The sequence below is a fragment of the Pseudomonas sp. TE24901 genome (assembly GCF_054058375.1).
In genome coordinates this window covers 127,069-147,692 of the sequence record NZ_JBSSAF010000005.1, presented here as the reverse complement: position 1 = coordinate 147,692, position 20,624 = coordinate 127,069, and the positions used below count along the sequence as shown (strand labels likewise).

Here is a 20,624-nt window from a genome sequence, read left to right as displayed (position 1 = left end):
GGGTTGCTTTCATGCTGAATGCATCGAAGATAAAAAATACATTACGCCCAAGTTTAGTATTTGGCGGCTTGATATCCATGGCTGGGACTGCACTGGGCGCTGGGGATATCGAATTTAATACCGACGTTCTTGATCTCAGTGATCGCTCCAACATTGACTTGTCGCAATTTGCACGTAAAGGATTCATTCTGCCGGGCACGTACTCAATGACCGTACAGATTAACAACCAACCTATATCAGAACAGTCCGTCGCGTTTTACCCACCCGACGATGATCCTAAAGGGAGCCAGGCCTGCTTATCGCAAAACATTATTGAGCAATTGGGTTTGAAATCTTCAATCATTGAAAAACTCAATGGGTGGAAACAGGGTGAGTGCCTGGATATTCAGGAGCTGCCCGGAACGGAAGTCAATGGTGACCTGGCAACGTCCACACTCAACATTAATTTGCCCCACGCTTATCTTGAATACAGCGACATTAATTGGGACCCCCCTTCTCGCTGGGACGAAGGGGTGCCTGGCCTGCTGATTGACTACAACATGACGGCGCAGACCGGCCACCAGAAGAATGACGGGACTCGCACCAACTTCAGTGGTAACGGAACGGTGGGGGCCAATGCCGGTGCGTGGCGTTTGCGGGCTGACTGGCAGGGCCGTGTCGACCCTGACCGTGCGGACTCGTCCGAGCGTCGTCAGCGCCTGGAGTGGAGCCGTTACTACGCCTATCGCGCCATCCCGCAATTGCAGGCCCGGCTGATTGTGGGTGAAAACTACCTGTATTCGGATCTGTTCGACAGCTTCCGCTTCACCGGTGCCGCACTCAATTCGGATGAGAGCCAGTTGCCGCCTAACTTGCGTGGTTATGCGCCTGAGGTGGTGGGCGTGGCCAAAACCAACGCCAAGGTCATTGTCAGCCAACAAGGCCGCGTGCTGTATGAAACGCTGGTTGCAGCAGGTCCTTTTCGCATCCAGGACCTCAATGATGCAGTGACCGGTCGGCTGGATGTGCGGGTAGAAGAGCAGGATGGCTCGGTACAGACGTTCCAGTTCGATACGGCTGGGGTGCCATACCTCACGCGCCCAGGGCATATTCGCTACAAAGTGGCGACGGGGCGTCCGTCCAATCTGCACTACGGCGCCGAGGGTGACTTTTTCGGCACGGGTGAATTTTCGTGGGGGGTCAGTAACGGCTGGTCGCTGTATGGCGGCGGTATCACGGATAACAACTACGGCGCATTGTCTGCCGGGGTCGGCCGCGACTTGCTGGCCTTCGGTGCGCTCTCGCTGGATGTCACTCAATCTCGTGCGCAAGTATGGGGTGAGTCGCTCTCGGGCAAATCGTACCGCCTTCAATATTCCAAGCATTTCGAGGAGTACGACAGCCAAGTCACCTTTGCCGGGTATCGATTTTCCGAGAAGAACTACCTGAGCATGAGCGAATACCTGGACGCTCGTCATTACGGCATGAATGGCGAACTCGCCGGGCGCGACGCCAACGGTGACCTTCTGAAAAGCTGGAGACCGATCGGTGATAGCAAGGCGTTGTATACCGCAACGGTGAACAAGCAGTTTCGTGACCTAGGGGCCACGGTGTACGCCAGCTACAACAAACAAACCTACTGGGGGCGCTCGGCCACTCAGCGTTGGAACCTGTCGGCATCTCGCTACTTCAATGTCGGTACCGTCAAAAACCTGAATGTATCCCTGAACCTTCATCGCACCCAGGACTACAACTACAAGGACAACGGTGTTTCGTTGGCGATCAGCCTGCCGTTCGGGCCCACCGGCACGCTGTCGATGGACGCCAGCCGAGTCTCAGGCAAGAACAGCCTCGGCACGCGCTATAACGATCGCCTGGATGAACGCAACAGTTACCAGATCAGCGCCAACGACAAGTCCGTCAGTGGCTACTTGAATCATATCGGCAATTTGGCTGACGTTGACCTGGCCGCAAGCAAGCAGGAAGGCGGTTACTCAACACTCAGCGTATCGGCTCGCGGCGGTGGCACGCTCACGCCCTATGGCGCAGCGTTGCATCGCACCAACAGTACAGGCGGAACCCGCCTGATGGTTGACACCGGCGGTGTACCCGATGTGCCAGTGCGCGGTTACGGCACGCCGACCCGCAGTAACGCCTTCGGCAAAGCCGTGATCGTCGACGTAGCCAGCTACTTGCGCACAGCCGCCAGCGTCGACCTGGAGAGCTTGCCGAGCAATGTCGAAGCCACTCAATCCGTCACACAGCTGACGCTCACCGAAGGCGCTATCGGTTACCGGTCCCTGCCGGTGATCGCCGGTGAAAAAGCCATGGCCGTTCTTCGCCTGCCCGATGGCAGTTCACCGCCCTTTGGCGCCACCGTCAAAAACGTAAAACAACAGGACACCGGCATCGTGAACGATGGCGGCAGCGTGTACCTGAGTGGCATCCAGGCCGGCGGACAAATGGTCGTCAGTTGGGGCGGCGCCGAACGCTGCATCCTCAACCTCCCCGACGTGTTGCCCGCTGATGGCTTGAGCGATGCCCTGCAACTGGGCTGCCGGATGGTGGCCGCTGATCAATCCTTACCTGAGCCCGCGACGTTGACCGGCAAGCGTGCCGAAACGGAGAACACATCCTCATGAACCTCTACACACGTTTCACTTGTCAGGTCCTCACCTTATTGGCGCTGGGTTTGAGCCACGACGCCAACGCTGCGGTTGGCCTAGACCGCACCCGCGTGATCTTTGATGGTGGCAAAGACGCTACCAGCGTGAATATCACCAACAACAACAACACCCAATTGCCGTATTTGGCACAGGGGTGGATTGAGGATGAGGCGGGTAAAAAAATCACGTCCCCCCTGATCGTGTTGCCACCGGTTCAACGGTTGGAGCCGGGGAAACAAAGCCAGATGAAAGTGCAGGCCTTACCGGCCGCCAAGACATTGCCGCAGGATCGAGAGACGGTCTACTACTTCAATTTGCGGGAAATTCCTCCACGCAGTGACAAGCCCAACACCTTGCAAATCGCACTGCAGACCCGAATCAAATTGTTCTATCGGCCGCAAGCCATTACGCCGACCCAGCAAGACTTGTCCAACCCATGGCAGGAAAAGCTGACCCTTACTCGCGAAGGCGACCGCTACCAGGTGAACAACCCGACGCCCTACTACGTCACTCTGGTCGATGCGCGCAGCGCCAAGGACGGCAAAACCTTGCCCGGTTTTGAACCGCTGATGATCCCCCCAAAAGGCTCGCTGGCCCTGGGGCCAACCGTCAAGGCACTTGGCTCAACCCCGCACCTGGCCTACGTGAACGATTACGGCGGACGCCCACTGATGGCTTTTACCTGCAGTGACAACACCTGCAAGGTCAACGCGCAAGCACCTACCCCCAATGAGTAGTGCCTGGCACCGGAGAAGGTCATGAAGCTGCATAACATGAAGGTCCTGGGCGTACTCCTGCTGGCCTGTATGGGGGGAGCACACGCTCAGGAGGATGATGTCGAGGGTATGAGCGGCATGCTTAACATCAGTGGGTCCATGCATGAAACCCCTTGCAGCCTGGAAATGACATCACTGCATCAAACCATTGACCTGGGCGCCTTTTCGACCAGCCAACTGCAGCGCCCTGGCGACCAGGCCAACCCAATCGCGTTCCAGTTGCGTTTTGCCGATTGCCAACGCAAAGCCGGCGGCATCCGCAGTGAACGCACGGGGAATTTGGTGTGGAGCGCATTCCAACCGGTGGTGTCGGTGGCGTTTTATGCGCCCGCTGATACCGATGACACCCGATTGGTCAAAGTACAAGGCATCACCGGAATGGGCCTGCAACTGACCGATGCTTTAGGGCGCGATGTACAGCTTGGCTCAAGGGGGGAACCTCTGTTCCTTCCTCTGGGCAGCAATACCCAGACCTGGAAGGTCCAGCCCACGCGCACCTCCGCTCAATTAAGTAGCGGGGCATTTCGGGCCGTGGTGGATTTCAGGCTCAATTATGAGTAAGGGCAGAACGATGGCGAACTCAACCGGCCCCTGGGCCTTACTAATAGGAGGCAGCCTGCTGTGGGCGATTTGCCAGGGTGTGCAGGCCGATACCAACCTGACCATTCGCGCGGTCATCATTGCGCCTCCGCCCTGTGTGATCAACAGCGGCACCACGCTCAATGTGCCTTTCGGCAATGACCTTCTGACGTCACGGGTGGACGGCGTCAATTACCGTCGAAATGTGCCTTATACCGTCACCTGTAATTCGCCTTTCAGCAATGCGCTGACTCTGGAACTCAAGGGAACGGGAGCGGCGTTTGACGGCGCCGTGCTCGTGACCCGCAAGGCCGATCTTGGCGTAAAGCTGTACGTCAACGGTGCAGCCTGGCCGCTGAACAGGGCCGTGAATTTTACCTACCCAAACATCCCTGTCGTGCAGGCGGTGCCGGTCAAGCGTGCAGGCAGCAAATTGACCGGAGGGGCATTTGATGCAACCGCCACTCTGGTAGTCGATTATCAATGAAGAGGAATGATCAATGAGAAGCTGGCAACAGCGAGCGTTGCTCGCCTTGTGCTCCATCGGCCTGTGCGGTGGTGCATTGGCCAACCTGACGTTCAGCGGAACCTTGAACGAACCGCCGCCTTGTACCATTGATGCAGGCAATACCATTGAAATCGACTTTGGAGATGTAGGCGTAAAACGTGTCGACGGTGTGAAGTACCGCAAATCGGTTCCCTACATCATCAACTGTGGCTCGGACACCCTCCCCTGGGTGCTGAAGCTCACCGTCAACGGTACGCCCACGGCATTTGATGGCGCAGCGGTGCAGACCAACGTTCCGGCGCTGGGTATCCGGGTCTTTCAGAATAACGTGCCGTTTCCACTCAACACGCCCATGAACATTACTTTGTCGACACCGCCGACATTGGACGTCGTGCCCGTCAAACAAGCCGGTGCAACGCTGGCCCCCATACGGTTTGCAGCGGTGGCCACGCTGTTGGCTGAATACCAGTAGGAACCACGTCTATGCGATTTGAAATGGATCATAAAAAGTGGTCGTGCGCCTGGCTCGCGTTATTGATGACCTTCGGCTTGCCGGACAAGGGGTCTGCGGCAGACAACCTGAGCTTCAAGGGCAACCTGGTGGAAGAGGCTTGCACGATTCGCCCGGGTGACGATGCGATCACGCTGGAACTCTGGGACGTCACCAGCAAGCACCTCTACCTCAATACGCGCACCCAGGGTAAGGGGTTCAGGGTGCATCTGGAGAACTGCGACACCACGATTGGCGACTCGGTCACCCTCCTGCTCAGCGGTACGGAAAACACTAAGTTGCCAGGCTTGTTCGCACTCGATGGTGGCAGCGGCGCCACGGGGATTGGCCTTGGTATAGAAACCCCGGGCAATAAACCTTTACCCGTCAACACCGTCAGCGACAAACAGGTGTTGAGTACCGGCAGCAATGTGATTGAGCTCAAAGCCTATGTGCAGGGCGAACCGGATGCGATCCGGGACCAAACCATCGGGCACGGCAGATATACGGTGACGTCAACGTTTACGCTGGACTATCCGTAACAGCCCCAGACAAACCTCACCTCTCGCCGGGCGGATTTAGCCTTCCGGGGAGAGGAGCAACGAGAAATAAAATGAAACGACTATATAAAAAAAGCATGCTTCTTACGCTGCTTGGTTTGGCTCCGACTGCACAGGCCGTTGACTGCAGGGTGAATGGTGGCGCATGGCAGACGGGAAATCCCAACCTGCAAGTTCCCGTTACGGTCACGCTGACCCCAGACAAAACCAGGATCATGCTCGAAGGCGCAAGGCTGGAATGTCGATACTCACCTGGCCAGGGTCCGGCGTGGGGTCAGGACTATTGGGCAACAGGCAATAGTTCAGGCACTCCGTGGACTCCCGGCCCCAAGTTTTCCTTTGAAAGGACCGGGCTGCGAATCAATGGGACCTTCTTCAACACCCCGGTCCTGAGCGGCATCCTGGTCGCGACCATGCCCAACAACGGTGGCGTTTATCCTATCAATATCACCCCCTATATTCTGATGCGTAACAGTCCGTCGAACCCTATCAATGTCCGTGTCGGGGATAATCTCGGCCTGTTACGTCTCACCAGCTCGAACAACTGGGACACTTCGAGACCGCAACTCACTGTCACTTACACGTCGGCTAACAACTTTACTGTTTCGCCGTCAACCTGCACGATCAATAACAACAACCCGATCACGGTGGACTTCGGCACCGTCCAGCAGCGACAGATAGGCACCGACCCGCTGACGAGCCCCATCCGCAGCAACCGCAGGCTCACTTACTCGTGCCCCGATGGGGGAATCACGACACCGATCACCATCACCTACAAAGGAACACCCTCGTCATTCGACACACGTCTGCTGAGTATGACGAACCCGAACGTGGGTACCGCTATGGTCCGTTCGGGGGCTGCGGTTCAGGTCAACGGCTCATTCCGGACACAGATCACCAACAGCGTGGGTGGGGATGATGTGATGTTCACCCTGGTTCGACGCAATGGGTCGCTACCCGCTGCCGGCGCCGTCAGCGGCAGTGGTGTACTGGTGATGGGCGTGCCGTAACGCCCATCAACGGCCGAAGCTACGCAGTCGAAGGCGTTTATTCTGGAGACTGCGTATGTGGCAGATGGCTATAATCTCGCACGACCGCCCCACGACAGTGTCAGCGCCCCTCCAATACCTCGACGACGACCCCACCATGAACAAGATACTGACGCTGACTGCAGCACTGGTCCTGATGACCGGCTGCACCACCACCTCCGATACGTACCTGAAGAACGGCGAACAAGGCCTGACCATCGACTGTTCCGGCGAAGCCAATTCCTGGGCCAGTTGCTATGAAAAGGCAGATGCTTCCTGCGCCGGCACCGGTTACCGCATCGTCGGCACTGAAGGCACGCCATCGCTCAAAGAGGACGACAAGACCCTGGGCAAGGACGTGGGCAACTACAAAAGCCGCAGCGTGGTGGTGGTTTGCAAGTAAGCCATAGGGCTACAGGTGGATTTCGGCGAACTTGATGCCGAGCCCGCGCAGGGTTTCGATCAGCTCATCCAGGCGCGCAAATGATTCTACCTCGTCCTGCTCGTCCACCAAGAAGTAACTACGCCCGCCGCTCTTCTTGAAAAACACGATCCATTCACCCAGGTCAGCCGGGTTCTGGATGACATGGGTGGCTGAGATCTGGCCGTCGGCATGGCGCGCCCTGACGTGTTCACGTTTCATTAGGTTTTCCCGATTTAAAGACAAATGCCGCGCAAACCTTAAGGTCGCGCGGCATTTTTGTATGCATTACCCGACAGTTTAACGGATGCCCTGCCCGATCAGCACGCCTTCAACGGTTTGCCCGTACAGATTGACGCCGTCATTGGCGTGAAACTTCACACGGGTTTTCTCGACCGAGCCCCCTATCAACCGTGGGTCTTGCGGCCGCTCGTGGCTGTTGAGGTAGGCCGCCACGTCCCAGGCCTGCTCATCGCTCAGGCTGCCACCCTTGCCCAGCGGCATGTTGTGCTTGATGAAGGACGCCGCCGTATTGAAACGGTGCATGCCTGCGCCCCAATTGTAGGAGTCTTTACCCCACAACGGTGGCATGACGTAGCTGTCGCCACCCTTTTGTCCCTGCCCTTCGCCGCCATGGCACACCGCACACTGGTCTTTGTACACCTCGGCGCCCCGGGCCAGGCTGTAGCCTTTGGCGGGCGGCGCCACGTCCGGGTAACCTCGTCCCGGCAGCTCGACACCCAAGGGCGCCTTGCTGGCCAACCAATAGGCGTACACTGACAGCGCGGTAATTTCGGGGCTATCTGCCGCAGGCGGTGTGCCACCGTTCATGCTGAACTGGAAACAGCCTTGCAGACGATCGGCAAAGGTATTGACCTTGTCGTTCTTTTTTCGATAGGCCGGGTACATCGGATAAGCGCCCCACAGCGGTGCCCAATTGGCCAGCCGGCCCTGGTCCAGGTGGCAGTTGCTGCAGTTGAGGCCGTTGCCGACAAATTTCGGTGCCAACCGCTTGGTGTCCACAAACAAGGCGTAACCCTGCCTAACGAGCTTGCCGTAGGCGTTGTCAGGCAATTCACTTTCTTGGGGCGGCTGGAACGTAGCAGAGACAGGCGATGCGGTTGGGTGCAACTGCGACTGCGACTGGTCTTCCATGGCGACCGTCGCCGCATGCGTCGGCAGTGAAATCAGCAAGGCGAATACGGGTGCAAACCTGAAGGCCTTCATGGCTTGACCTCCTGGTGCAGCGACGCGAAATACTGCGCGCCCCCCCCTGCACTTCTTCCGGGATCAGCGCCTTGGCGATGTGCCCCATCGGGTCATTGGGGTCATTGCGCCGCGTGCCTGCCTGCCCGGCGACCAATTGTGCGCTCAGATAGGCGGCCGGCTGACCTGCCAGTGGCGGGAATGCACTTCCCACACCGGCACCTGCAGGCCCGTGACAACTGACACACGCAGGAACTTGCCGCTCCCACGCCCCTTGCAAAGCAAGCTTTTGCGCAGCAGTACTCGGCATTTCGCTACGGTGCACGGTTGCGGATACGGGCGCAGGCATCGCCGCCAATGTTAGGCTGAGTGCAGAAATTTCCGCCTCGGTCAGGACTTTGGCCAGCGGCTGCATCACCGGATTGATGCGCTCCCCGCTGCTGAAATCTGCCAACTGCTTGCGCACATACTCGGCCAAGCAACAGCAGCGCACCTCCCAGCAGAACTCGCTCAAACGAAATCATCACGACTCCATTCTTATAGTTATATGCTTAGGCCTTAAGCGCATACGCCTACAAGTGGTAGGGTAATGATCCGCTGACGATAACCGTCAAACCTCATGCATTAAAAAGCCCGGCCCCACAACAGCGGGGCCGGGCTTCTTTATCGGATGTTGGCGCATGGGTGAAGCGCGGGGAATCAGCCGGAAATGCAATCCTCACCGGCTTTTTTCACGTCACCTGGGCGGATCGGTACGTTGGCCATGCTCTCGTAGAGCTTGATGCTGCTGCCGCTGGAGCGCTCTTCAATCTCGAAGATCGCCGAAGGGTCAGCCGAATACTTCTGCGGCACAATTACCTGCACACCATCCTTGTGGGGCTCGATCTGTGGTGGTCGGCGCGTCGTCGACAGTTTGCGCACGACACAGGCAGCATATTCCTGTGGTTTCTTCCCGGAAATGACCGACAGCGTCGGCGGGGTCTGCTTGATATCTGCAACCGAAGCACACCCACCTATTGCCAAGGCCAGAACCAACACACTCCACTTCATACAAAAACCTCCGATAAAGACCCTACGACAGCGGGGATGGTAATTTTCTCCCGCCCAAGTAGGATTTATCCCTGATAACTCGGTAAATAACTGTTTTAAATTGTCGAAGTCGTCGACGACGGCCCGATAATAAACGCGCTGGGGCTGATAAACTCTATCTTAACCTACGTATCATTCTGATTTTTCAGAAAAAGCCCTTCTGGAGACACCCTCATGAAATTCATCCACCAGCGTGAGCACCTCAACGAGGGAGACATTGTCGTCATCGAATGCTCGCAGACCTGTAACATCCGTTTGATGAGCGATGCGAATTTTCGCAGCTTTAAAAACGGCGGTCGCCATACCTACCACGGTGGTGCTTTCGACAAGTTCCCGGCCAAGATCACCGCACCCAGCACCGGCTTCTGGAACATCACCCTGGATGTGGTCACTCGCCGCGCCATCAGCGTTACTCGCAAACCTGCGCTGTCCCACAAGATCCGCATCGTTCGTCGCACCAGCTCCAAGCTGAGCTAATCCGAATACCCGACAGGAAATAGCCGTGAACACCACCACCAAGTACGTCATCAAATACAAACTCAACGGCGAACGCCGTTTCGAGTTCGCGCAATTGCAGAGCAACAGCGTAGAGGAAGCCAAGCAAGCCCTGGCTAAAATTCACGACGCCACTGATGAAATTACTGACATCAACGTGAGTAAGGCGCTGTAAGCCATGCCCGGCCCTACTGCCGACCTGTTCGCGGACAACGCCCTGCAACAACCCGCAGGGCGCGAACAGATTGGCGCAGAGTCCTACGTGCTCAGAGGCCACGCCCTGCCCTGGATCGATCGCCTTCTGCCTGAACTTCGCCGCATCCTGGCCCAGTCACCCTTTCGGAAAATGACCACGCCCGGTGGCTTTACCATGTCGGCGGCGCTGAGCAGTTGCGGCGAACTGGGCTGGACGACGGACACCCGCGGCTACCGTTACAGCCCGCTTGACCCACGCAGCCAGCAACCCTGGCCGGCCTTGCCCGAGGTGTTGCGCCAGCTGGCCGTGCAGGCAGCCGCTGAGGCCGGGTTCAACGATTTCGCCCCCGATGCCTGCCTGATCAACCGGTATGTGCCGGGCGCCAAGATGTCCTTGCATCAAGACAAGAACGAGCGCCGCTACGATGCCCCCGTGGTGTCCGTGTCCCTTGGCTTGCCGGCGATCTTCCTGTTCGGTGGCCATGAACGCAGCGACAAGGCCCAGAAAATCTCGCTGTTCCATGGCGATGTGGTGGTCTGGGGTGGCGTCGACCGCTTGCGTTTTCACGGCGTGATGCCGATCAAGGAAGGCACGCATCCGGTCATGGGCCCCCAGCGCATCAACCTGACATTTCGCACCGCGGGCTGATTTGACCGCAAGGTTCGGAGTGTCACAGACGGCCAGCCCGGCTAACCTGCCCATGTGAACCGTCTAGAGTGCTGGCCATGAGCAACGAACAAGATCCTCGCTGGGCTGCCATTGTGGCCCGCGACCCCAAGGCCGATACGCTGTTTGTCTACGGCGTGAAAACCACTGGCGTGTATTGCCGCCCCAGCAGTGCTTCGCGCCTGCCGCGCCCGGAAAATATCGAGTTTTTCGACACCCGCGAGCAAGCCGAAGCGGCGGGCTATCGCCCCAGCAAAAGGGCTGTCGCCGATCAGACCCAAGTCGCCCTGCACCATGCCCGACTGGTCGCCGACGCGTGCCGGCTGATCGAGCAAGCCGAGACGCCCCCCGACCTGGAAACCCTGGCCAAACACGCTGGCCTGAGCCCCTTTCACTTCCACCGCGTGTTCAAGACCGTGACCGGCCTGACGCCCAAGGGCTACGCCAGCGCCCATCGCTCACGCAAAGTGCGCAACAGCCTCAAGGGCCCGCATTCGGTCACCGACGCCTTGTATGACGCCGGCTTCAATTCCAACAGCCGCTTTTATGAGTCTGCCGACCAACTGCTTGGCATGAAACCCAGCGATTACCGGGCCGGCGGCACCAACAACGAAATCCTGTTTGCCGTGGGCCAATGTTCACTGGGTGCGATTCTGGTGGCGCAGAGCATGCGCGGCGTGTGCGCGATCCTGCTGGGGGATGATCCGGACAAACTGGTGCGCGACCTGCAGGACCAATTTCCCAAGGCCGAGCTGGTGGGAGCTGACCCACACTTTGAGCAAGTGATCGCCCAGGTCGTTGGCTTTATTGAAGCGCCCGCACTGGGGCTGGACTTGCCACTGGACCTGCGCGGTACAGCCTTTCAAGAACGGGTATGGCAAGCGCTGCGCACCATTCCGGTGGGCAGCACTGCCAGTTACGCGCAAATCGCCCAGCAAATCGGCGCGCCCAAGTCCTTTCGAGCCGTAGCCCAGGCCTGTGGCGCGAACAGCCTGGCGGTCGCCATTCCCTGCCACCGCGTGGTGCGCAGTAATGGGGACCTGTCGGGCTACCGCTGGGGCGTGGAGCGCAAGCGGCAGCTGCTGGAACGGGAAAGCCCGTCCGAAGCCTAGCGAATGCCGATATGGATGAACGCCAGGTCCGGGCCCTGATAAGCCTCAAAGTCCGTGACAAACGCACGGGCCGGCACGTCAGGTTGCTCGAAATACGCCCAGATCTGCTGCCAGGCGGCGATGATCGCCTGGGGCATTGGCCCGCGTGCTTCAAATACCAGGTAGTTTCCCGGCTCAATAACCAGGCTTTCAAAACCCAGGGCGGGCGCATCCGTCGCCACGCCCGCCGTCACATCAAACAGGCCACTGGCATCGGATTCATAGCCGCTGTAAACCCCATAGACCGGTGAGCCCGGTTGTTTGGCGGGGATCCCCTCGTACAACCCTTCACTGTAAAACCGCTGCCACATCGGGCCGATTTTTGCGCTCGCGGGCTGCGATTCATCGGCGTTGCGTGTGCGAACCTTCAGACCCGACACGGTGAATGCTGCCTTCAGTTGTTCCTTGGTGACGTGCAAAGCCTTCTCCTTTTAAAGCTTGAGTTTTCGTTTGCGGAATTCGGCGACCTTATGCCGGTTGCCGCACAACGCCATGCTGCACCAGCGGCGTTTGTGGGCCTTGGTCCGGTCATAAAACCACAGGATGCATTCCGGGTGTTCACAGCGGCGAATCAGGGTGAAATCGCCCGCCACCAATAAATTAGCGGCTGCCTCAGCAATCGGCGACAGAAATTGTTCGGCCGTCTGCCGTTTGCGCTGGCGTTCCAGCTGTGGCCCCCCCGACGCCGGCCAAACCAGTTGCGGATGGCTGACCGCCTTGCGCAGGAAGCTGTTGAGGGCGGCCGGGTTGCCAGGCTGGTCGTTTTTGCGTTGCTTGACCAACTCACGAATCACTTCGCGCAGTTGCCGCGCCGCGCTGAGCAAGGTGCCAGCTTCAAACTTGGGAGCACTGCCCTCCTCGATCCATTGCAAGCGCACCAACCAACGCTCCACGTCGGCATCGGTCTGCCAGAAATCCCACGGCACGCCGTCGATGTTGGCCAGGGTGTTGAGCATGTCCAGCACCGGATCATCGGCCAGGACATAGGGCTCGTCAGGGACAGCTGGGGGGACGGTGATTGCCATGGGGGATCCTCTTGAACATCACGCGATAGTAACCGCTAACCAGCAGGATGGGTAGTTACAAGCGACGAAAATCTAACCTGAATAATTACGTTGACAGGTTACATGTTTGAGCGCAGCTTTAAAAACAGCTAACCCGTAAACACACTTTATCAAGTTACAAAAGGCGCCTTCATCATGTCTACCCAAGCCCCTGTGATTCGCTACCAGCACGTCGATGTCGATGGCGTGCGCATGTTCTACCGTGAAGCCGGCGACCCAGCGGCCCCGGTCATGTTGCTGCTGCACGGTTTTCCCAGTTCGTCCCACATGTACCGTGACCTGATTCCCCTGCTCGCCAACCGCTACCGCGTGATCGCGCCGGATTTGCCAGGTTTTGGCTTCACCGAGGTGCCTGCCGAGCGCGACTACCACTACAGCTTCGACAACCTGGCCGTGACCGTCGGGCACTTTGTCGATGCGCTTGAATTGAGCCGTTACGCCTTGTACGTCTTCGACTACGGCGCTCCGGTCGGGCTGCGGTTGGCCGTGGCGCATCCGCAGCGGGTCAGTGCGCTGGTCTCGCAAAACGGCAACGCCTACCTCGAAGGCCTGGGGGATGCCTGGGCGCCGATCCGCCAATACTGGGCCGAGCCGACCCAGGCCAATCGCGAAGTGATCCGCCATGCGGTGATCAGCCTGGAAGGCACGCGCTATCAGTACCTGCACGGCGTCAGCCAGCCCGAGCTGGTCGCGCCGGAGTCGTACATGCTGGATGTGCTGTTGATGCAGCGCCCGGGCAACGATGAGATCCAGCTCGACCTGATCCTCGACTACCGCAACAACCTCACGCTGTACCCGACGTTCCAGGCGTTCTTCAAGGCCAGCCAGGTGCCGACGCTGGTGATCTGGGGCCAGAACGACCCCTTCTTCATTCCACCGGGCGCCCACGCCTACGCGGGTGACAACGCCAACGCCGTGGTCGAGTTACTGGACACTGGCCACTTTGCCCTGGAAACCCATGCGGCCCACATCGCCCAGCGCATCCATGCCGTACTGGGGCATGCCATCGACTGATGGCACTGCACGAAACGCCTCACTCGTCCAGTGAATAAAACAGACTGGCCGGGTGCCAGGGGCCCTGCTAAAACAGCGAAAAGTCTTACTCACGCTGGAGACGCAACCCATGAGCACCTGGCCAGACACGCGCATTCTTGACCTGCTGGGCATCGACCTGCCCATCATCCAGGCCCCCATGGCCGTGGGCACGACCACCGCCATGGTCATTGCTGCGAACAACGCCGGCGCACTGGGTTCACTGCCCGCCGCAGCCTTGAGCATCGAGCAATTGCGCGAGGCGTTGGCCACCATCCGCCAGGCCAGCACGCGGCCCATCAACGTGAATTTCTTCTGCCACCAGCCACCGGCGCCCGACGAAGCCCGTGACCGACGCTGGAAGGCATTGCTGGAACCCTACTACCGCGAATTGGGCGTCGATTTTGACGCGCCAACCCCAGTGTCCAACCGCGCGCCGTTCAACGAGGCTGCTTGCCAGGTAGTGGAACAATTTCGTCCCGAGGTCGTGAGCTTTCACTTCGGCCTGCCGGAAAAAGCCTTGCTGGACCGGGTAAAAGCCACCGGCGCCAAGGTGCTGTCGTCGGCGACCACCGTAGAAGAAGCGATCTGGCTGGAGCAACATGGCTGCGACGCAATCATCGCCATGGGCCTTGAAGCCGGTGGCCATCGCGGCCTGTTCCTGAGTGACGACCTCAATACCCAGATCGGTTTGTTCGCCCTGTTGCCGCAAATAGTCGACGCCGTCGCCGTGCCGGTGATTGCTGCCGGCGGTATCGGTGATGCACGCGGTATCGTCGCGGCCTTCGCCCTGGGCGCGTCGGCGGTGCAGATCGGCACCGCGTACCTGTTTACCCCCGAGGCCAATGTCACCGCGTCCCATCACTACGCGCTGCGCCACGCCCAGGCCAGCGAAACCGCGCTGACCAACCTGTTCACCGGCCGCCCGGCACGGGGCATCGTCAATCGGGTGATGCGTGAACTGGGCGCGATCAACCCGGCAGCGCCGGCCTTCCCCACGTCCGGTGGCGCCCTGATGCCACTCAAGGCCAAGGATGAAGCGGGCTTCAGCAACCTGTGGTCGGGCCAGGCGCTGCGCCTGGGCAAGGATATTTCAACGTATGACCTGACACGTCAGTTGGCTGAGCAGGCGTTGGCCAAGCTCAACTAGATCTGACACGTGGGGCAACTTTGCACTGTACCGGCAATGGCCAACCGCTATATATTCCCATACATAGCGGTTAAGCCTTCTACCTATAACAAGCCGTACAACCCTAAGGAGCTGCTTCATGATGATTCGCGCCTCACGCCTGGCCCCCACGGCCCTGGCGACCTTGATTGCCGCCTTCGCGTTCGGTTCGGCCCAGGCCGATGAAGTACAGGTGGCCGTGGCCGCCAACTTCACCGCACCGATCCAGGCCATCGCCGCCGACTTTGAAAAAGACACCGGCCACAAGCTGGTCGCCGCGTACGGAGCCACCGGGCAGTTCTACACCCAGATCAAGAACGGTGCGCCGTTCGAAGTGTTCCTCAGCGCCGACGACACCACCCCGCAGAAACTCGAAGCCGAAGGCGACAGCGTCAAAGGCTCGCGCTTCACCTACGCCGTCGGCACCTTGGCCCTGTGGTCGGCCAAAGAAGGCTACGTGGATGCCAAAGGCGACGTGCTGAAGAAGAACGAATTCAAGCACCTCTCCATCGCCAACCCGAAAGCCGCGCCGTACGGCCTGGCCGCCACCCAAGTGCTGGCCAAAGAAGGCCTGACCGAGAAGGTCAAGGACAAGATCGTCGAAGGCCAGAACATCACCCAGGCCTATCAGTTCGTCTCCACTGGCAATGCCGAGTTGGGCTTCGTGGCCTTGTCGCAGATCTATAAAGACGGCAAAGTCACCAGCGGCTCGGCCTGGATCGTGCCGGCTTCGATGCACGACCCGATCAAACAAGACGCGGTGATCCTCAACAAGGGCAAAGACAGCGCCGCTGCCAAGGCACTGGTTGAATACCTCAAGGGGCCAAAAGCCGCCGCGGTTATCAAATCCTACGGTTACGAGCTGTAAATGCCCCTGTCGAGTGCCGATTTTTCCGCTATCTGGCTGACCATCAAACTGGCGTCACTGACCACCGTGATCCTGCTGGTCATCGGCACTCCGATTGCCCTGTGGCTGTCGCGCACCCGCTCCTGGTGGCGCGGCCCCATCGGGGCCGTCGTCGCCTTGCCGCTGGTGCTGCCGCCCACGGTGATCGGCTTTTACCTGCTGTTGACCATGGGGCCCAACGGCTACTTCGGCCAGTTCACCCAATGGCTGGGCCTGGGCACCCTGACCTTCAGCTTTGCCGGGCTGGTGATTGGCTCGGTGATCTATTCCATGCCGTTTGTGGTGCAGCCGTTGCAAAACGCCTTCTCCGCCATCGGCACGCGCCCCCTGGAAGTGGCCGCGACCTTGCGCGCCAACCCGTGGGACACGTTTTTCACGGTGATCCTGCCCCTGGCCCGTCCCGGCTTCATCACCGCGTCGATTCTCGGCTTTGCCCACACCGTCGGTGAATTTGGCGTGGTGCTGATGATCGGCGGCAACATTCCCGACAAGACCCGCGTGGTCTCGGTGCAGATCTACGACCATGTCGAGGCCATGGAATATGCCCAGGCCCACTGGCTGGCCGGCTCCATGGTGGTGTTCGCGTTCCTCGTGTTGCTGGCGTTGTATTCCAGCCGTAAATCCAAGATGGGCTGGAGCTGACCGCGATGATCGATGTACGCCTCAACTTGAACTACACAGGCTTTTCGCTGGACGTGGACCTGCACCTGCCCGGCCGTGGCGTGACCGCGTTGTACGGTCACTCGGGTTCCGGCAAGACCACCTGCCTGCGCTGCATCGCCGGGCTGGAGCGCGCCGAAGACGGCTTTATCCAGATCAACGACGAAATCTGGCAAGACAGCCGCAGCGGCCTGTTCGTGCCACCGCACAAGCGCGCCCTGGGGTATGTGTTCCAGGAGGCAAGCCTGTTTCCGCACCTGTCGGTGCGGGCCAACCTGGAGTTCGGCCTCAAGCGCATCAAACCCGAGCAACGCCGGGTGGACATGGCCCAAGCCACCGAATTGCTGGGGATCGGCCACCTGCTGGATCGTCACCCGCAGCACTTGTCCGGTGGCGAGCGCCAGCGCATCGGCATCGCCCGTGCGTTGCTCACCAGCCCAAAACTGCTGTTGATGGATGAGCCACTGGCCGCCCTGGACAGCAAGCGCAAGGGCGAGATCCTGCCGTACCTTGAACGCCTGCATGATGAACTGGACATCCCGGTGCTGTATGTCAGCCATGCCCAGGACGAAGTGGCGCGGCTGGCCGACCACATCGTGTTGCTCAGCGACGGCAAGGCCCTGGCCAGCGGACCGATCGGCGAAACCCTGGCACGGCTCGACCTGCCCATGGCCCTGGACGACGACGCCGGCGTGGTGGTCAACGGCACCGTCTGCGCCTATGACGCCGATTATCAATTGCTCACCCTGCAACTGCCCGACAGCGCCCTGCAGATACGCGTGGCCCACGCGCCGTTGGCGCTGGGCAAGCAACTGCGGGTCAAGGTCCAGGCCCGGGATGTGAGCCTCAGCCTGCAGGCCGAAGAGCACAGCAGCATTCTCAACCGCTTGCCGGTGACGGTCACCCAGGACATCACCGCCGACAACAACGCCCATGTGCTGGTGCGCCTGGAGGCAGGTGGCACGCCGTTGCTGGCGCGCATCACCCGCTTCTCCCGCGACCAGTTGCAGCTACACGCCAGCCAGGTGCTGTGGGCACAGATCAAGGCGGTGGCGGTACTGGCCTAGCAAAGCTTTTTGGCACGACCGCACACCCGTGCGGTCCATCAGACATACCGGTCTGATTCGTTGCCAAGGAAGTTGCACCATGCCCGACTCTGCATTGCTTGCCGACCTGCCCCGCGACCTGCATTACGTCGACGACACCCAGCCGGGTATCCGTCGCAAAACCTTGCGCGGCAAGTTCCAGTACTTCGATGCCAAAGGCACGCGTATTACTGACGCGGACGAAATCCAGCGTCTCAATGCGCTGGCGGTGCCGCCGGCCTATACCGATGTGTGGATCTGCGCCGACCCGCGCGGCCACCTGCAAGCCACCGGCCGTGACGCCCGGGGCCGCAAACAGTACCGTTACCATGCGCGCTGGCGCGAAGTACGCGACAGTGACAAGTACGCGCGCTTGCAGGCGTTCGGACAAGCCCTGCCCAAGCTGCGCAAGCAATTGGAAGCACAGATCGCCGAGCCTGGTTTCACCCGCGAGAAAGTCCTGGCCACGGTGGTGATGCTGCTCGACGCCACGTTGATCCGCGTCGGCAATACCCAATACGCCCGCGACAACAAATCCTATGGGCTGACCACCCTGCGCAACCGTCATGTGGACATCAAGGGCAGCGAGATTCTGTTCCAGTTTCGCGGCAAGAGCGGCGTTGAACATCAGGTCAGCGTTAAAGACCGCCGCTTGGCCACCGTGGTCAAACGCTGCCTGGAGCTGCCGGGGCAGAACCTCTTTCAATACCTGGATGAACAGGGCGAGCGCCATACCGTCAGTTCCCACGACGTCAACGCCTACCTTCATACGCTCACGGGCGCAGACTTCACCGCCAAGGACTACCGCACCTGGGCCGGTACCGCGCTCGCACTGGCGGTGCTGCGCGAACTGGAATGGCAGCCCGAATCGGACGCCAAACGGCATGTGGTCACCACGGTCAAGGCCGTCGCCAAGCAACTGGGCAATACCCCTGCGGTGTGCCGCAAGTGCTACATCCATCCGGCCGTGCTGGAGCATTTCAGCCTGGGTGAATTGTCCAGGCTGCCCAAGCCTCGGGTACGCAAGGGTTTGAAAGCCGAGGAAGTCGCCTTGGCGATGTTCCTTGAGCAGCTGGCCGCCGACTTGCCCAAGCGCGCCAAGCTGGGTTAGCCTCTGCTTCCCTTCTGACTCACGGGACGACCGCAAACGTGAACAACTAAGCCTTCCAAAATGTATCTGCGACAAGTCGCACGGCGCGCTTGTTGGCCTGTTGGACATTTTTTTGGAGGTGCTGATGACTCACGTCAAACGGCTGCCCGCTCTCGTTTCCCTGCACCACGTGTGCTTCCAGTTCGCCAATGGCGAGACCTTGCTGGAAGACCTTGACCTGTCAATCGATCACACACCCACCGGCATTGTCGGCCGTAATGGCCTGGGTAAAAGTATCCTGGCCCAGTTGCTTGCTCGCCGCCTGGCGCCCTCCTCGGGCACGGTAGAGGGCACGGCGACGGTGGCCTATGTGGCCCAGACGCTGGCCGTTCAACCCGGCGAACGCATCGCGGACATCACCGGGACCTCCACGACGCTGGCGGCCCTTGAGCGCATGGCATGCGGTCAAGCGCAGGCCGCTGACCTGGACCTGATCGACGACCGCTGGGACCTTGCCGATCGCCTGCGCGCAGCGCTGGATGCGGCGGGCCTGACACAACTGGACGCCGACACACCCGCCGACCAACTCAGCGGCGGCCAATTGGCCAGGGTCGCGGTGATCGGCGCAATGCTGGCCGCGCCGCAACTGCTGATCCTGGATGAACCCACCAACCACCTCGACAGCGCCGGGCGCACCTGGTTGCTAAGGCTGCTACAGGCGTGGCGCGGCGGATTGGTGGTGGTCAGCCATGACCGGCAACTGCTGAACACCCTGCAACGCATCATTGAACTGTCGCCCCTCGGCGCCCGGGTGTTTGGCGGCAACTACGACGCCTATCGCCTGCAGCGCGATACCGAACAACACGCGGCTGTCGCCGCCCTGGAGCATGCCCGCCTGGAGCGCAGTCGCGAACGGCGGCGCCTGCAAAAAGACCACGACAGCCTGCAACGCAATGCCGCGCGTTCACGCAAACATGCGGAGACCGCCAACGTCGACCGGTTTACCAAGGCTCGCTGGAAAGGTGCCGCCACGGAAATTGTCAGCACCGTGCGCAGTGCCCATCACGCCCATAAACACCAGCTCGATGCACAGGTGCGCAAGGCTTATGAACGGGTGATCGATGAAACACCCACGCTGCTGGCCCTGCCCGGCTCGGCACTGCCCAACGGCCGTAGCGTACTGACCCTGGAGAACGCGCAACTGCCGTGGCTGAATCCGCAGTCGCCTGCGAGCTACGTCACGCTTAACGTCGCCGGGCCAGTACGCGTTGCCATCCAGGGGCCGAACGGGTGTGGCAAGTCCACGCTGCTCAAAGTGCTCGCGGGCCATTGGCAGGCTGTCAGTGGCGAATGTGCCGTGCAGGTTTCAAGTGCGTATATCGATCAGCACCTGGCGCTATTGGACGATCAGCGCAATGTCCTTGAGCAACTCAACCTGCTCGACACGCCCTTGGCTGAGGGCGAACTGCGCACACGCCTGGCCTTGCTGCAACTGGATGCCACGCGTGTGACCCAACCGTGCGGCCAATTGAGCGGCGGCGAGCGCTTGAAGGCAGCCATGGCCATTGCCTTGTGGCGTGAAGTGCCTGCGCAGCTGTTGTTGCTTGACGAACCCACCAACCACCTGGACCTGGAATCGGTGCGGGCTTTTGAACAGGCATTGCAGGGATTTTGCGGGGCGATGCTGGTGGTTTCCCACGATGAAGCGTTCATGCAGGCGATCAAGCCGACCCACGTGTTGGCGTGGCACGCCGAGGGGTGGCGTCTGGAACAAAGGGAATAAGGAGGAGGCCCGCCCGACGTTTCGG

At 59.9% G+C, this 20,624-nt stretch carries 24 protein-coding genes and 1 pseudogene; 19 read left to right on the top strand and 6 right to left on the bottom strand.

Features of this window, described 5'->3' with window-relative positions; genetic code table 11:
* Positions 1-11: 11 nt before the first annotated feature.
* The 8 genes from ACVWVP_RS11805 to ACVWVP_RS11770 all read left to right on the top strand — a co-directional run bounded on the left by ACVWVP_RS11805 (position 12) and on the right by ACVWVP_RS11770 (position 6,989).
* Positions 12-2,621: an outer membrane usher protein gene (locus tag ACVWVP_RS11805; protein ID WP_457405994.1), complete on the top strand. Its 2,610-nt coding sequence runs from the start codon at positions 12-14 to the stop codon at positions 2,619-2,621.
* Positions 2,618-3,382 (top strand): fimbria/pilus periplasmic chaperone, encoded by a 765-nt coding sequence (locus ACVWVP_RS11800; protein WP_457405991.1) that lies wholly within the window; start codon positions 2,618-2,620, stop codon positions 3,380-3,382. Before ACVWVP_RS11805 ends, ACVWVP_RS11800 begins: the two co-directional genes overlap by 4 nt.
* A gap of 21 nt (positions 3,383-3,403) precedes the next feature.
* Entirely contained in the window at positions 3,404-3,982 is a 579-nt protein-coding gene (locus ACVWVP_RS11795) for a fimbrial protein (RefSeq protein WP_178920759.1), read from the top strand.
* A gap of 10 nt (positions 3,983-3,992) precedes the next feature.
* Entirely contained in the window at positions 3,993-4,487 is a 495-nt protein-coding gene (locus ACVWVP_RS11790) for a fimbrial protein (protein ID WP_178920757.1), read from the top strand.
* 13 nt (positions 4,488-4,500) lie between these two features.
* Positions 4,501-4,980, top strand: a complete 480-nt coding sequence (locus ACVWVP_RS11785) for a fimbrial protein (protein ID WP_457405989.1) — start codon at positions 4,501-4,503, stop codon at positions 4,978-4,980.
* A gap of 11 nt (positions 4,981-4,991) precedes the next feature.
* Complete coding sequence (locus ACVWVP_RS11780) at positions 4,992-5,540, top strand: fimbrial protein (RefSeq protein ID WP_178920754.1); 549 nt, start codon at positions 4,992-4,994, stop codon at positions 5,538-5,540.
* Positions 5,541-5,611: 71 nt separating this feature from the next.
* Positions 5,612-6,568 carry a fimbrial protein gene (locus ACVWVP_RS11775; protein ID WP_457405987.1) on the top strand — a complete coding sequence of 319 codons (957 nt, stop codon included), beginning with the start codon at positions 5,612-5,614 and terminating at the stop codon, positions 6,566-6,568.
* A 136-nt stretch (positions 6,569-6,704) separates the two neighbouring features.
* Entirely contained in the window at positions 6,705-6,989 is a 285-nt protein-coding gene (locus tag ACVWVP_RS11770) for a hypothetical protein (RefSeq protein ID WP_178920750.1), read from the top strand.
* Positions 6,990-6,998: 9 nt separating this feature from the next.
* On the opposite strand, the gene ACVWVP_RS11765 is transcribed toward ACVWVP_RS11770, so the two are convergent.
* The 4 genes and pseudogenes from ACVWVP_RS11765 to ACVWVP_RS11750 form a co-directional block, all read right to left on the bottom strand.
* Complete coding sequence (locus ACVWVP_RS11765; protein WP_178920748.1) at positions 6,999-7,229, bottom strand: hypothetical protein; 231 nt, start codon at positions 7,227-7,229, stop codon at positions 6,999-7,001.
* A gap of 78 nt (positions 7,230-7,307) precedes the next feature.
* Positions 7,308-8,162 carry a c-type cytochrome gene (locus tag ACVWVP_RS11760; RefSeq protein WP_457406349.1) on the bottom strand — a complete coding sequence of 285 codons (855 nt, stop codon included), beginning with the start codon at positions 8,160-8,162 and terminating at the stop codon, positions 7,308-7,310.
* A gap of 68 nt (positions 8,163-8,230) precedes the next feature.
* A pseudogene (locus ACVWVP_RS11755) lies at positions 8,231-8,688 on the bottom strand (c-type cytochrome); the annotation flags it as partial.
* 224 nt (positions 8,689-8,912) lie between these two features.
* A complete protein-coding gene (locus tag ACVWVP_RS11750; RefSeq protein WP_176996021.1) occupies positions 8,913-9,263 on the bottom strand; it encodes a hypothetical protein in 351 nt (116 codons plus the stop codon).
* Positions 9,264-9,476: 213 nt separating this feature from the next.
* Between ACVWVP_RS11750 and ACVWVP_RS11745 the strand changes: the two genes are divergently transcribed.
* From ACVWVP_RS11745 to ada, 4 genes are all read left to right on the top strand, one after another.
* Positions 9,477-9,779 (top strand): DUF1883 domain-containing protein, encoded by a 303-nt coding sequence (locus tag ACVWVP_RS11745; RefSeq protein WP_003191319.1) that lies wholly within the window; start codon positions 9,477-9,479, stop codon positions 9,777-9,779.
* 25 nt (positions 9,780-9,804) lie between these two features.
* Positions 9,805-9,972 carry a hypothetical protein gene (locus tag ACVWVP_RS11740; RefSeq protein ID WP_178920746.1) on the top strand — a complete coding sequence of 56 codons (168 nt, stop codon included), beginning with the start codon at positions 9,805-9,807 and terminating at the stop codon, positions 9,970-9,972.
* A gap of 3 nt (positions 9,973-9,975) precedes the next feature.
* Positions 9,976-10,641, top strand: a complete 666-nt coding sequence (gene alkB, locus ACVWVP_RS11735; RefSeq protein ID WP_457405983.1) for a DNA oxidative demethylase AlkB — start codon at positions 9,976-9,978, stop codon at positions 10,639-10,641.
* Between the two features lie 77 nt (positions 10,642-10,718).
* Positions 10,719-11,771 carry a bifunctional DNA-binding transcriptional regulator/O6-methylguanine-DNA methyltransferase Ada gene (ada, locus tag ACVWVP_RS11730; protein ID WP_457405982.1) on the top strand — a complete coding sequence of 351 codons (1,053 nt, stop codon included), beginning with the start codon at positions 10,719-10,721 and terminating at the stop codon, positions 11,769-11,771.
* Here ada and ACVWVP_RS11725 read toward each other — a convergent pair.
* Together ACVWVP_RS11725 and ACVWVP_RS11720 are read right to left on the bottom strand one after the other, a co-directional pair.
* Positions 11,768-12,229, bottom strand: a complete 462-nt coding sequence (locus ACVWVP_RS11725) for a GyrI-like domain-containing protein (protein ID WP_178920740.1) — start codon at positions 12,227-12,229, stop codon at positions 11,768-11,770. The two genes, ada and ACVWVP_RS11725, sit on opposite strands and share 4 nt — an antisense overlap.
* 12 nt (positions 12,230-12,241) lie before the next feature.
* Entirely contained in the window at positions 12,242-12,835 is a 594-nt protein-coding gene (locus ACVWVP_RS11720; protein ID WP_457405978.1) for a CGNR zinc finger domain-containing protein, read from the bottom strand.
* Between the two features lie 174 nt (positions 12,836-13,009).
* Here ACVWVP_RS11720 and ACVWVP_RS11715 point away from each other — a divergent pair, with 174 nt between their 5' ends.
* From ACVWVP_RS11715 to ACVWVP_RS11685, 7 genes are all read left to right on the top strand, one after another.
* The gene (locus ACVWVP_RS11715) at positions 13,010-13,888 is read left to right on the top strand and encodes an alpha/beta fold hydrolase (protein WP_457405975.1); all 879 of its coding nucleotides are present in this window, start codon (positions 13,010-13,012) and stop codon (positions 13,886-13,888) included.
* A 109-nt stretch (positions 13,889-13,997) separates the two neighbouring features.
* Positions 13,998-15,056, top strand: coding sequence for an NAD(P)H-dependent flavin oxidoreductase (locus tag ACVWVP_RS11710; protein ID WP_178920734.1), 1,059 nt, complete (start codon positions 13,998-14,000; stop codon positions 15,054-15,056).
* Positions 15,057-15,174: 118 nt separating this feature from the next.
* Positions 15,175-15,942, top strand: a complete 768-nt coding sequence (gene modA / locus ACVWVP_RS11705; RefSeq protein WP_178920732.1) for a molybdate ABC transporter substrate-binding protein — start codon at positions 15,175-15,177, stop codon at positions 15,940-15,942.
* On the top strand, positions 15,943-16,623 hold the full coding sequence (gene modB / locus ACVWVP_RS11700) for a molybdate ABC transporter permease subunit (RefSeq protein WP_120448673.1): 681 nt from the start codon (positions 15,943-15,945) through the stop codon (positions 16,621-16,623). It begins immediately after the preceding gene.
* Between the two features lie 5 nt (positions 16,624-16,628).
* Complete coding sequence (modC, locus tag ACVWVP_RS11695; protein WP_457405973.1) at positions 16,629-17,708, top strand: molybdenum ABC transporter ATP-binding protein; 1,080 nt, start codon at positions 16,629-16,631, stop codon at positions 17,706-17,708.
* A 79-nt stretch (positions 17,709-17,787) separates the two neighbouring features.
* The gene (locus ACVWVP_RS11690) at positions 17,788-18,837 is read left to right on the top strand and encodes a DNA topoisomerase IB (protein WP_178920729.1); all 1,050 of its coding nucleotides are present in this window, start codon (positions 17,788-17,790) and stop codon (positions 18,835-18,837) included.
* Positions 18,838-18,961: 124 nt separating this feature from the next.
* The gene (locus ACVWVP_RS11685; protein WP_457405969.1) at positions 18,962-20,599 is read left to right on the top strand and encodes an ABC-F family ATP-binding cassette domain-containing protein; all 1,638 of its coding nucleotides are present in this window, start codon (positions 18,962-18,964) and stop codon (positions 20,597-20,599) included.
* Positions 20,600-20,624 lie beyond the last annotated feature (25 nt).